Origin of the sequence: Neptunicoccus cionae, from assembly GCF_002860325.1 — a bacterium.
GTDB lineage: Bacteria > Pseudomonadota > Alphaproteobacteria > Rhodobacterales > Rhodobacteraceae > Amylibacter > Amylibacter lutimaris.
Map to the genome: position 1 here is coordinate 106,540 of NZ_PKOJ01000002.1, position 11,649 is coordinate 118,188.

The following is an 11,649-nucleotide window of genomic DNA, read 5'->3' on the forward strand; positions in this document are numbered from 1 at the left end:
TAAATTACCAAGGAACAAACACTATGGCCGTACTCGTAAACAAGAACACCAAAGTTATATGTCAGGGCATTACCGGCTCTCAGGGGACTTTCCACTCCGAGCAGGCGATTGAATATGGCACGCAGATGGTTGGCGGTGTCACACCGGGCAAAGGCGGGCAAACCCACCTGAACATGCCGGTTTTCAACTCTGTCCATGAAGCCAAAGCCAAGACCGAAGCCAATGCTTCCGTGATCTACGTACCCCCGCCCTTTGCTGCGGATTCCATTCTGGAAGCGATTGATGCGGAAATGGAACTGATCGTCTGCATCACCGAAGGTATTCCGGTATTGGACATGATGAAGGTGAAACGGGCGCTTGAAGGCTCCAAATCCCTGCTGATCGGTCCGAACTGCCCGGGCGTTATTACACCGGGCGAATGTAAAATTGGCATCATGCCGGGCCACATCCACAAGCCGGGTTCAGTGGGCATCGTTTCCCGCTCCGGTACGCTGACATATGAGGCCGTTGGCCAGACATCTGCTGCCGGTCTCGGCCAGTCCACGGCCATCGGTATCGGTGGTGATCCGATCAAAGGCACCGAGCATATCGACTGTCTGGAAATGTTCCTTGCGGACCCTGACACCCATTCCATCATCATGCTGGGTGAAATCGGCGGTTCCGCCGAAGAAGAAGCTGCGCAATTCCTGAAAGACGAAGCCAAGAAGGGCCGTTCCAAGCCTTGCGCCGGTTTCATCGCGGGCCGCACAGCGCCTCCGGGCCGTCGCATGGGCCATGCCGGTGCGATAGTTGCAGGCGGCGTCGGTGGCGCGGAAGACAAGATCGAAGCGATGAAATCTGCTGGAATCGTTGTTGCTGACAGCCCTGCCGGACTCGGTGAAGCTGTTCTCAAGGCTATCGGCTGATGCCCCGCCGCCCTGAAGGTTGCGCGGAAGTTGCGCACATATTCCTGACTGGCGGCTCTAAACTGACAAGGCGCGCCTGTCGCGCCTTGTGTGCCTCGCTTTTTGCAGCATGTGCCTCTGCGGCCCATGCTTTTGACGCGGCAGCCTGCACCACCCCTGTTCAGACCATAGCCGAGCTTGAGACAGCTTTGGGGGCTGACGGCTGGAGCGTTGTGGAAAAGCAAAGCAAACCCGTGATCGAGGCGCTGGCCTGGATCGGGATGCCGCAGTATTTTGCGGGTGACAGCGGCGGGCGTTCCCAGTCTTACGTGCTGGATCTGAAACGAAACACTGCAAAGGGCTATTTTCGCAAGAAAGACCTGCCGAATGCCCAGACCCGCATTCTGACCCGAAGGGTTGGACGCGATACCGAACTGGTGCTTGTTTCGTGGCTGAAAACGTCCTTGATGGAAATCAACCTCACCTGCGACTTCGCCTTGAGCGAGACCACCACCGCCCCCTTGCGCAATGACCATTCGCCCCTAGCTTATTCCAAAGGGTACGCCCGCGTGCCGACGATGAATTCCGCTGAAAACGGAGCACCCTCTTCTGTACAGATCGTCTTTCTGGACAGCGAAACACTGAAATCAGGCTTGAAAACCAATATTCCGGCCTCCGCAATCTTCTCAACCTCCCTGAGCTATCCCGCAAAGGACCACACACCATGACCGAACTTCCTTCCAACGACCAGTTTAACGCTGAGAGTTTTTTGCAGGGACATAACGCTGAATATATCGAACAGCTTTATGCGCGGTTTACCAAAGATCCCGCTGCGGTGGATGCAGCATGGGCCGAGTTTTTCCGTTCAATGGACGATCCGGCCAAGGATGTGCAGGCGGAAGCCGCCGGTCCAAGCTGGGCCCGTAGCGACTGGCCTCCCCAGCCCAATGACGAGTTGACAGCAGCACTGGACGGTCAATGGGGAGTAGACCCGAGTGCGAATGCCGAGAAGAAAATCACTGAAAAAGCTGCTGAACAGGGCGTGGCTATTTCCGAGACACAAGTGCGTCAGGCAGTACTGGATTCTGTTCGCGCACTGATGCTGATCCGCGCTTACCGGATTGTTGGCCATCTGGCGGCTGATCTTGACCCGCTAAACATGCGCAAGACCGGCGACCTGCCCGAACTGAAGCCGGAAAACTACGGCTTTACTGAAGCAGACATGGACCGCCCGATCTTCCTTGATAACGTTCTGGGGCTTGAGACAGCCACCATGCGGGAAATCCTCGAGATTGTGAAACGCACTTATTGTGGCACTTTCGCGCTGCAATACATGCATATTTCCGATGCGGAACAGGCAAGCTGGCTGAAAGAGCGGATTGAAGGATTTGGCAAGGAAATCCATTTCACCAAAGAAGGCCGTCGTGCCATCCTGCAAAAGATGGTCGAGGCTGAAGGTTTCGAGAAATTCCTGCATGTGAAATACACCGGCACCAAACGGTTCGGTCTGGATGGCGGCGAGAGCCTGATCCCTGCGATGGAGCAGATCATCAAACGGGGCGGTGCGCTTGGCGTTCAGGACATCATTATCGGGATGCCCCACCGTGGCCGTCTGAACGTTCTGTCCAACGTTATGCAAAAACCCTTCCGCGCGATTTTCAACGAATTTCAGGGCGGCAGCTTCAAACCCGAAAGCGTGGATGGCTCGGGCGATGTGAAATACCATCTCGGCGCGTCCTCTGACCGGGAATTCGACGGAAATTCGGTTCACTTGTCGCTGACGGCTAACCCGTCCCACCTTGAAGCGGTAAACCCTGTGGTTCTGGGCAAGGCCCGCGCCAAACAGGAACAGCTTAACGATACAGAGCGCACCAAGGTTCTCCCAATCCTGCTGCACGGCGATGCGGCCTTTGCAGGGCAAGGTGTGGTTGCGGAATGCTTCGGCCTGTCCGGTCTGAAAGGTCACAAGACCGGCGGCACGATCCATATCGTGGTGAACAACCAGATCGGCTTTACCACGGCGCCGCACAATTCGCGCTCCAGCCCCTATTGCACCGATATTGCCCTGATGGTGGAAGCGCCGATCTTCCACGTGAACGGCGACGATCCGGAAGCTGTGGTTCACGCCGCCAAAGTCGCGATCGAGTTCCGCCAGAAGTTCAACAAGGATGTGGTGATTGACATCATCTGCTACCGTCGTTTCGGGCACAACGAGGGCGACGAGCCCATGTTCACCAACCCTGAAATGTACACCCAGATCAAGAAGCACAAAACCACTCTGGCAGTTTACACAGAGCGTCTGGTTAAGGACGGTCTGATCCCCGAAGGCGAAATCGAAGACCAGAAGGCAGCGTTTCAGGCCTATCTGAACGAGGAGTTCGAAGCCGGTAAAACCTATAAACCCAACAAGGCCGACTGGCTGGACGGGCGCTGGTCCCATCTGGACAAACGGGGCGAGGATTACCAGCGCGGGGCCACATCGGTGGACGAAGACTCCCTGCGCAAAGTTGGCGAGGCGCTAACCACCCTGCCCGACGGGTTCAACGTACACCGCACCGTGTCCCGTCTGCTGGAAGCCAAGAAAGAGATGTTCGCCACCGGCAAGAACATCGACTGGGCCACAGCCGAGGCGCTGGCCTTTGGCACCTTGCTGCGCGAAGGCTATCCCGTGCGACTTTCGGGGCAGGATTCTACCCGCGGCACGTTTAGCCAGCGGCACTCCGGTATCATCGACCAGAAAACCGAAGAACGGTATCTGCCGCTGAATCACATTGCGGACAAACAGGCAAAATATGAAGTCATTGACTCCATGCTGTCGGAATACGCCGTACTCGGCTATGAATACGGCTACACCCTTGCCGAACCAAATGCCCTGACGCTTTGGGAAGCGCAGTTCGGCGATTTCGCCAACGGCGCGCAGATCATGTTCGACCAATTCATCTCCTCGGGCGAAAGCAAATGGCTGCGGATGTCCGGTCTGGTCTGCCTCCTGCCCCACGGCTATGAGGGACAAGGACCGGAGCACTCCTCTGCCCGTCTGGAACGCTTTCTAACCATGTGTGGCGGGGACAACTGGATTGTTGCGAACTGTACAACACCTGCGAACTACTTCCACATCCTGCGCCGCCAGATGCACAGGACTTACCGGAAGCCGCTGATTTTGATGACACCCAAATCCCTGCTACGCCACAAGCTTGCAGTCTCCACTCTGGAAGAAATGGCTGAAGGCTCCAGCTTCCACCGTGTGCTCTGGGATGATGCGCAATACGGTAATTCGGAGACGAAACTGGTAGATGACGCAAAGATCAAACGGGTCGTTCTGTGTTCCGGCAAGGTTTATTATGACCTGCTGGAAGAGCGGGACAAACGGGGCATTGATGACATCTACCTGCTGCGTCTGGAACAGTTTTACCCGTTCCCGGCCCACTCTATGGTGACAGAGCTGCAACGCTTCCCCGATGCAGATTTTGTCTGGTGTCAGGAAGAACCCAAGAACCAGGGGGCCTGGTCCTTTGTAGAGCCGAACATCGAATGGGTTCTGACCCGCATCGAACATAAGAACACCCGCCCGTCCTACGTGGGCCGCAACGCTTCGGCGTCTCCGGCAACAGGTCTGGCAAGCCAACATAAAGCAGAACAACAAGCGCTGGTGAATGAAGCGCTGACATTGGAAGGACACTGATCATGGCCGAGGTAAGAGTACCGACACTAGGCGAAAGCGTAACCGAAGCGACAATCGCCACATGGTTCAAACAACCCGGTGACAGTGTTGCCGTGGATGAAATGCTGTGCGAGCTGGAAACAGATAAAGTTACCGTCGAAGTGCCTTCCCCCGTGGCTGGCACTTTGGGCGAAATCGTTGCTGCCGAAGGCGAAACCGTTGGCGTGGACGCACTGCTTGCCGTTATCAGCGAAGGCGGCGAAGCGACAGAGGCGCCTGCCAAGGCAGACACATCTGCCGAGGCGAAAGAGAGCGCGCAACCCGCAGACAACACAGCCAAACCGGCTGAGGGCGGCGCAGAAGTTCCTGTTATGGTCCCGGCTCTTGGTGAAAGCGTAACCGAAGCCACCGTTGCCACATGGTTCAAAGCCGAAGGCGACGAAGTCGCTGCGGATGAAATGCTCTGTGAACTGGAAACCGACAAGGTGTCTGTCGAGGTTCCGGCCCCTGCTGCCGGTATCCTGACCAAAATCTACGCCGGTGACGGTGTTACGGTTGAAGCAGGCGCAAAACTGGCGTTGATCTCGGAAGGGGCCGGAAACGGTGCGGCCAAATCCGAACCTCAAGCAGTTGCTGCAACGGCTTCTCCACAAGTGACCAGCGACGGGATGAAAAACGCGCCTTCCGCTGAAAAACTGATGGCAGAAAAAGGTCTGACAGCGGATCAGGTCACCGGCACAGGCCGTGACGGCCGGATCATGAAAGAAGACGTGCTGAAGGCCGAAGCCTCTGGCGGTGCGTCCAAACCGGCGGCTGCTACACCCCCACGGGCTGCTGCGTCGGCTCCTGTCGCTGCGGATCAGGCCGGACGCGAGGAACGGGTGAAGATGACCCGCCTGCGCCAGACCATCGCGCGTCGTCTGAAAGACAGCCAGAACACCGCCGCCATGCTGACCACCTACAATGAGGTGGACATGACCGAGGTGATGGCCCTGCGCAATGAATACAAAGACCTGTTCCTGAAGAAACACGGTGTGAAGCTCGGCTTCATGTCCTTCTTCACCAAAGCCTGTAACCACGCGCTGAAAGAAGTGCCCGAGGTGAACGCCGAAATCGACGGTACAGATATTGTTTACAAAAACTACGTGAACATGGGGATCGCTGCGGGCACACCAACAGGACTGGTGGTTCCGGTGGTTAAGGATGCGGACAGCATGTCTTTCGCCGAAATCGAAAAGGAAATCGCCCGTCTGGGTGGTCTGGCCCGTGACGGCAAACTGTCTATGGCAGATATGCAGGGCGGCAGCTTCACCATCTCCAACGGTGGCGTGTACGGCTCTCTGATGTCCTCGCCCATTTTGAACCCGCCGCAATCGGGTATTCTGGGGATGCACAAAATTCAGGACCGTCCGATGGCGATCAACGGCGAAGTTGTGATCCGTCCGATGATGTATCTGGCCCTGTCCTACGATCACCGCATCGTGGATGGCAAAGGGGCTGTGACCTTCCTTGTTCGGGTTAAAGAAGCCCTTGAAGATCCCCGTCGCCTGTTGATGGATCTTTAACCAATTCGGCGGGCTGCACTGCGGCCCGCCGCTCTCCTCATTGGCGCCGGTAAGGAAGATGCAAGATGACCACTGAGATCACAGTCCTGACCTACGCGGCCCTGCTGCAAGTGGTGCAATTCGCGCTGATGTCGATTTCCGCCAATCTGGATGTTGGACCGGGCAAAACCATGTCGCCGCGCGATCCGTCCCGACTGGGCAAACCTGTGCAGGAATTGCTGTCCGAAAAGCCGGGCCGCCTGTTCCGCGCCTTTAACAACCATTTCGAAGGCCTGATCCTGTTTACCATCGCCGTTGTGGTCGTTACCCTTGGCGAGCAGTCTACCGGCTTTACCGCGATTTGCGCCTGGGTCTATCTCGGCGCTCGTATTCTCTACATTCCGGCCTATTACTACGGCCTTGCGCCGGGTCGTTCGATCATCTGGTTTGTCGGGTTCCTTGCAACTGTCTTTATGCTGCTGGCTGCACTGGTATGATTGCGCTCGACCATATTGCGCTGGCGGCAGCCACCCTGTCCGAAGGCGTTGACTATGTAATGGCGCGGAGCGGCGTGACAGTGCCGTTCGGCGGTGCCCATCCCGGTCGCGGCACCCATAACGCGCTGACCGCCACCGGCGGGGGTACCTATCTGGAGATCATCGCCCCTGATCCCGAACAGGATGAACCGGAAACGCCACGCCTTTTCGATCTGGACGCGACAACCACCCGCGCTGCGCTGATGGGCGGGCCGCGGGTCCAGACCTATTTGCTCCGTACTGATGATATCGAACGGGACATGGCTATCTTCCGTGAACACGGTTTTGATCTTGGCGACTCCGTTACCGCTGCACGAGGCGACCTGCGCTGGAAAATCGCGCTGCGCCCCGATGGAAAACTGAACGCCCAAGGGGTGGTTCCGGTGCTGTTGCAATGGCCCGAAGGCCCCCATGTAAGCGAGAGCATGGACAATCAAGGCTTTGCCCTGCACCGGCTTGAAATCCGCACTCCGCTGGCGGACGAACTTACATCGCTCTACCGTGCCCTTGGCCTTGTAGACGACCGAATTAAGGTGATCCCTGCGGCAACCCCCGCGATCATCGCAACCTATCAAACCCCGGACGGCAAACTGGCCGTATTGGGCGACTGACACCTAAAAGGAGACCTATCATGGCAGACTATGACGTAATCATCATCGGTGGTGGCCCGGGCGGCTATGTCTGTGCGATCCGCTGTGCGCAACTCGGCCTGAAAACCGCCTGTGTCGAAGGCCGTGGCGCCCTTGGCGGCACCTGTCTGAACGTGGGCTGTATCCCGTCCAAAGCCTTGCTGCACGCGTCGCACATGCTGCACGAGGCAGAGCACAACTTCGCGAAAATGGGTCTGAAAGGCAAAAGCCCTTCTGTCGATTTCAAACAGATGCTGGCCTATAAAGACGAGACCATTGCGCAAAACACCAGTGGCGTTGAGTTCCTGTTCAAGAAAAACAAGGTCGACTACCTGCGCGGCTGGGGCAAGATCACCGGCAAGGGCGAGGTATCCGTTGATGGCGAAGTGCATAAGGCGAAAAACATCGTTATTGCCACAGGTTCCGAACCGTCTGCACTGAAAGGTGTCGAGGTTGACGAGAAAGTCGTCGTGACCTCCACAGGTGCGTTGGAACTGCCCAAAGTTCCAAAAACCATGGCTGTAATCGGTGCCGGCGTGATCGGGCTGGAACTCGGCTCTGTCTACTCCCGTCTTGGTACTGAAGTGACCGTGATCGAATACCTCGATCACATCACGCCCGGCATGGACAAGGAAACCGGCAAGGCGCTGCAACGGGTGCTGAAGAAACAGGGTCTGAACTTTGTTCTGGGGGCCGCAGTTCAGAGCGTCGAAACCACCAAGACCAAAGCCAAACTGACCTACGAGACCCGCAAAAAAGGCGAATCTGTTACGATTGATGCCGACGTGGTTCTGGTTGCCACAGGGCGCAAACCCTTCACCGACGGTCTGGGCTTTACCGAACTTGGCGGCGAGATGACCGAACGGGGCCAGATCAAAACCAACGATACCTGGGGCACCAACATTGACGGTGTCTACGCCATTGGGGACGTTATTGAAGGTCCGATGCTCGCCCATAAAGCCGAAGACGAAGGCATGGCCGTGGCAGAACAGATCGCAGGTAAGCACGGTCACGTGAATTACGGCGTGATTCCGGGTGTGATCTACACCACACCCGAAGTGGCTTCTGTTGGCAAAACCGAAGAGCAACTGAAAGACGAAGGCGTTGACTACAAGGTCGGCAAATTCCCCTTCATGGGCAACGGCCGCGCCAAGGCAGTGCATCAGGGCGACGGTTTTGTAAAACTTCTGGTGGACAAAAAGACAGACCGGATTCTGGGGTGTCACCTGATCGGCCCGTCTGCCGGTGATCTGATCCATGAAATCTGTGTGGCGATGGAATTCGGTGCCTCTGCACAGGATGTGGCGCTGACCTGCCACGCCCACCCCACCTTCTCTGAAGCGGTGCGCGAAGCTGCACTCGCCTGCGGCGACGGCGCAATCCACGCGTAACGGGTAGTGGAATTATCTCTTCTGGCCGCCGGCGCGCTCGTCGGCGGTTTTGTGAACGGTCTGACAGGGTTCGGCTTTGCCTTGATGTCCGCCGGTTTCTGGCTGATCGTTCTTCCCCCCACAACTGTCGTGCCCCTGATGGCCACCTGCATGGCCTGTGGCCAGTTGCTGACCATGCCGCGGATCTGGCGCATGATCGAGGTAAGACGCGTGCTGCCCCTGACACTGGGCGGTCTGATCGGTGTGCCTTTCGGCATCGCCATGCTGCCCCATGTGCCGCTGCCCCAGTTCAAAGCAGGTGTGGCCCTCCTGATCTGTCTGAACCTGCTGTTTGTTCTGGTGCTGCAAAACCGCATTACCCTGCCACGACGGGGCGAACGGTTCCACTTTCCCATTGGTATTCTGTCAGGAATATTCGGGGGCATTTCTGCGCTGTCCGGTGTTGTCACGACCATCTGGGCCGGGCTGTTCGGCTGGACCAAACAGGAAAAGCGCGGGGTTTTTCAGGCTTTCAACCTGTCGATGGCTTTGTTTTCGCTGTGCCTGTTCGGCTATTGGGGTTTTCTGGACAAACAGTTCTTTTACACCGCCCTGTTCGTAATCCCGTTAACCCTGATCGCTGCTACAATCGGGCTGCGCGTGTTCGAGCGGATTGGCAATGCAGGGTTTACCAAAGTCATCAATCTGCTGCTGGGCCTGTCGGCATTGAACCTGCTGGTTTCAGTGTTCTTCTAGGCGTCAGCTGCCCAACATCCGCAGACCTTGGGTCACATCGGCCCGAATAGCCAGCTTCAGCCCCGGTTCATCTCCTGCCCGCAATGCTGCGATCGCAGTGCGATGGTGTCCGGCGGCGTTGGGTCTCTGCAAACGGGCGTAAAGGGCGCTCATTGTCGGGCCGAGCTGCAACCAGACCGTCTCTACCATCGCCAGCATCGCCGGAGCCTGCGCCCGCAGATAAAGTGTGCGGTGAAATTCCAGATTGCTGCGGATATAACCCACCGCGTCTTTCTTGACGATCATCTGTTCGATGGTTGTGTTGATGTTCTGAAGCCGTTCAATCAACGCCAGATGCGCCCGTGGCTGCGCACGCGCGGCCAGTTCCGGTTCCAACAACGCGCGGATGGATGCCAGCTCTTCGATCCGTTCGGTGCTGAGTTGAGGCGCCGAAACGCGGCCGGTCTTGGACAGGGACAATGCGCCTTCGGCAGTCAGACGGCGCACCGCCTCCCGCGCGGGGGTCATGGAAACACCATAGGTTTCAGCGATACCCCGAATGGTGATCGCCTGCCCCGGCGTGATCTCTCCGTGCATAATTTCGCTGCGCAAGGCGCGGAACACCCGCTCGTGAGTCGGGGTTGTTATTTCGGTGGGGCGATCTGATTTGCTCATGCGGATTTTGTGATCACATTTCCGGCGATTGTCAATGACCGAACAGCCTGAGGCGCGGAACCTTTGAGGCCTGATTTTAGCGGCCGCGAATAAGCCTTGTTACCGAAAAAACAGTTGTCCGCCCGTTACAGAACAACACGGTGCAACTGTGCCCCGTTGTCCCTCAGCCATTGTCTCTGGGCCTGATAGTCCGGAAATATGGCTGCCACATGCGCCCAATAGGCCGCCGAATGGTTCATCTCCAGCAAATGGCACACTTCATGGGCCGCCACGTAATCCTGAACCGCACGCGGAGCCATGATCAGCCGCCACGAATACATAAGATTGCCATCACTGGTGCACGACCCCCATCGCGATCGGGTATCCCGCAGGGTGATCCGGGAAATCTTGCGCCCGACCTGTGCAGCGTAGCGTTCCGAGGCATGTGTCAGCCGGTCCCGTGCCAGAGCCTTGAGATAGGCGCGCAACTTGCCCGCCAATTGCTCTTGCGACCCGGGGACCACCAAGCCCTCTTTAGTAAACTCCACGCGGCGCCCCTGCCCGTGCAGCAAAACGACAGGCACCCCGTCGATCAGGATCGTCCCGCCAAACACCGGCGTGATCCGGTCGGGCTGCTTGTCGAGATGCTTGCGCATCCAGCCTTCTTGCGCCGCCGCGAAGGCCAGCGCGTCCCGCTTCGCCGCGCGCTTTGGCATGGTCAGGCTGACCGTTCCGTCCACGTTGGAAATGCGCAGCGAAAACCGCCGCGCCCGCGCGGATTTCTTCAACACTACAGCAATGGGCGGCGCCCCGATTTCAAAACTCTCCGGCATGGGGGTATCCTTAGCGGCACCGGTGCCAGAGGCAATCCAAAAGCGGGGCCAAAAGCGCTGGCTTCGCAAAAATCCCATTCAGCCTTTGACAACCCTCTTGCTCTATGGCAGTTGGCTGCGATACTCGCATAAACAGTGTACCAAGGGGTTATCCAATGGCAAAAGAAGAATGGGGAGTGAAACGCGTTTGCCCTGAAACCGGCAAGCGTTTCTACGATCTCGGCAAAGACCCGGTCGTCAGCCCCTATACCGGGAAAGAATATCCTCTGTCCCACTTTGAGTCCGACAAGTCGAAAACGACTATGGCTGACAAAGAAGACAAGTCCGCAATCAAGAAAGCCACCGAGGCTGATGATTCTGATGATCTCGACGTACTCGACGATGACGACGACGTGGATGTGGATCTGGGCGATGACGTGCTCGAAGATGACGACGACGAGACCGTTCCGCTGGAAGAAATTGCGGATGTTGCATCTTCGGATGACGATAGCTGAAAAAAAATGGATTTTCCGCTTGCACCTGCAAGCGGGTTTTCCTAAACACCACAGGCGCACTGAAGAGTACGCATCGGGGCCTTAGCTCAGCTGGGAGAGCGCTTCGCTGGCAGCGAAGAGGTCAGGAGTTCGATCCTCCTAGGCTCCACCAAAACCTTCTTACAAATGTTAGCGTTTTGAGTGGCTTACGGGTAAAACCGACCCGTTCCCTTATTGTCTACCTGATGGCGGACTATCTGCTATTTTTCTTAAACAATCTTATGATTTTAAGGCATACCAGCGGCGCGACCGCCACCGCAACGCCATCCA

The 11,649-nt window shown here is 57.1% G+C and carries 11 protein-coding genes and 1 tRNA gene; 10 read left to right on the forward strand and 2 right to left on the reverse strand.

Features of this window, described 5'->3' with window-relative positions; genetic code table 11:
• The first annotated feature begins 23 nt into the window (after positions 1-23).
• The 8 genes from sucD (at position 24) to C0U40_RS06445 (ending at position 9,380) form a co-directional block, all read left to right on the forward strand.
• Positions 24-905, forward strand: coding sequence for a succinate--CoA ligase subunit alpha (gene sucD / locus C0U40_RS06410; protein ID WP_101654947.1), 882 nt, complete (start codon positions 24-26; stop codon positions 903-905).
• Positions 905-1,612, forward strand: a complete 708-nt coding sequence (locus tag C0U40_RS06415) for a hypothetical protein (RefSeq protein WP_101654948.1) — start codon at positions 905-907, stop codon at positions 1,610-1,612. Before sucD ends, C0U40_RS06415 begins: the two co-directional genes overlap by 1 nt.
• On the forward strand, positions 1,609-4,566 hold the full coding sequence (locus C0U40_RS06420) for a 2-oxoglutarate dehydrogenase E1 component (protein WP_101654949.1): 2,958 nt from the start codon (positions 1,609-1,611) through the stop codon (positions 4,564-4,566). Before C0U40_RS06415 ends, C0U40_RS06420 begins: the two co-directional genes overlap by 4 nt.
• Positions 4,566-6,110 carry a 2-oxoglutarate dehydrogenase complex dihydrolipoyllysine-residue succinyltransferase gene (gene odhB, locus C0U40_RS06425; protein WP_101654950.1) on the forward strand — a complete coding sequence of 515 codons (1,545 nt, stop codon included), beginning with the start codon at positions 4,566-4,568 and terminating at the stop codon, positions 6,108-6,110. Before C0U40_RS06420 ends, odhB begins: the two co-directional genes overlap by 1 nt.
• 65 nt (positions 6,111-6,175) lie before the next feature.
• Positions 6,176-6,586, forward strand: coding sequence for an MAPEG family protein (locus tag C0U40_RS06430; protein ID WP_101654951.1), 411 nt, complete (start codon positions 6,176-6,178; stop codon positions 6,584-6,586).
• A complete protein-coding gene (locus tag C0U40_RS06435; RefSeq protein ID WP_101654952.1) occupies positions 6,583-7,236 on the forward strand; it encodes a VOC family protein in 654 nt (217 codons plus the stop codon). Before C0U40_RS06430 ends, C0U40_RS06435 begins: the two co-directional genes overlap by 4 nt.
• 20 nt (positions 7,237-7,256) lie before the next feature.
• A complete protein-coding gene (gene lpdA, locus C0U40_RS06440; protein ID WP_101654953.1) occupies positions 7,257-8,645 on the forward strand; it encodes a dihydrolipoyl dehydrogenase in 1,389 nt (462 codons plus the stop codon).
• Positions 8,646-8,651: 6 nt separating this feature from the next.
• Positions 8,652-9,380 (forward strand): sulfite exporter TauE/SafE family protein, encoded by a 729-nt coding sequence (locus C0U40_RS06445; RefSeq protein WP_101654954.1) that lies wholly within the window; start codon positions 8,652-8,654, stop codon positions 9,378-9,380.
• Positions 9,381-9,383: 3 nt separating this feature from the next.
• On the opposite strand, the gene C0U40_RS06450 is transcribed toward C0U40_RS06445, so the two are convergent.
• Both C0U40_RS06450 and C0U40_RS06455 read right to left on the reverse strand, forming a co-directional pair.
• Positions 9,384-10,034: a GntR family transcriptional regulator gene (locus tag C0U40_RS06450; RefSeq protein ID WP_101654955.1), complete on the reverse strand. Its 651-nt coding sequence runs from the start codon at positions 10,032-10,034 to the stop codon at positions 9,384-9,386.
• Positions 10,035-10,159: 125 nt separating this feature from the next.
• Positions 10,160-10,846, reverse strand: a complete 687-nt coding sequence (locus tag C0U40_RS06455; protein ID WP_101654956.1) for a M48 family metallopeptidase — start codon at positions 10,844-10,846, stop codon at positions 10,160-10,162.
• Positions 10,847-11,001: 155 nt separating this feature from the next.
• On the opposite strand from C0U40_RS06455, the gene C0U40_RS06460 reads away from it, so the two are divergent.
• Both C0U40_RS06460 and C0U40_RS06465 read left to right on the forward strand, forming a co-directional pair.
• Positions 11,002-11,340, forward strand: coding sequence for a TIGR02300 family protein (locus tag C0U40_RS06460; protein ID WP_101654957.1), 339 nt, complete (start codon positions 11,002-11,004; stop codon positions 11,338-11,340).
• Between the two features lie 75 nt (positions 11,341-11,415).
• Positions 11,416-11,491, forward strand: a tRNA-Ala gene (locus tag C0U40_RS06465).
• The last annotated feature ends 158 nt before the right edge of the window (positions 11,492-11,649 follow it).

Excerpts from the sequence above, each read along its gene's own strand:
- C0U40_RS06420 (WP_101654949.1), top strand. The coding sequence starts at position 1,609 with ATGACCGAACTTCCTTCCAACGACCAGTTTAACGCTGAGAGTTTTTTG.
- lpdA (WP_101654953.1), top strand. The coding sequence starts at position 7,257 with ATGGCAGACTATGACGTAATCATCATCGGTGGTGGCCCGGGCGGCTAT.
- C0U40_RS06455 (WP_101654956.1), bottom strand. The coding sequence starts at position 10,846 with ATGCCGGAGAGTTTTGAAATCGGGGCGCCGCCCATTGCTGTAGTGTTG.
- C0U40_RS06460 (WP_101654957.1), top strand. The coding sequence starts at position 11,002 with ATGGCAAAAGAAGAATGGGGAGTGAAACGCGTTTGCCCTGAAACCGGC.
- C0U40_RS06430 (WP_101654951.1), top strand. The coding sequence starts at position 6,176 with ATGACCACTGAGATCACAGTCCTGACCTACGCGGCCCTGCTGCAAGTG.
- sucD (WP_101654947.1), top strand. The coding sequence starts at position 24 with ATGGCCGTACTCGTAAACAAGAACACCAAAGTTATATGTCAGGGCATT.
- C0U40_RS06415 (WP_101654948.1), top strand. The coding sequence starts at position 905 with ATGCCCCGCCGCCCTGAAGGTTGCGCGGAAGTTGCGCACATATTCCTG.
- C0U40_RS06450 (WP_101654955.1), bottom strand. The coding sequence starts at position 10,034 with ATGAGCAAATCAGATCGCCCCACCGAAATAACAACCCCGACTCACGAG.
- C0U40_RS06435 (WP_101654952.1), top strand. The coding sequence starts at position 6,583 with ATGATTGCGCTCGACCATATTGCGCTGGCGGCAGCCACCCTGTCCGAA.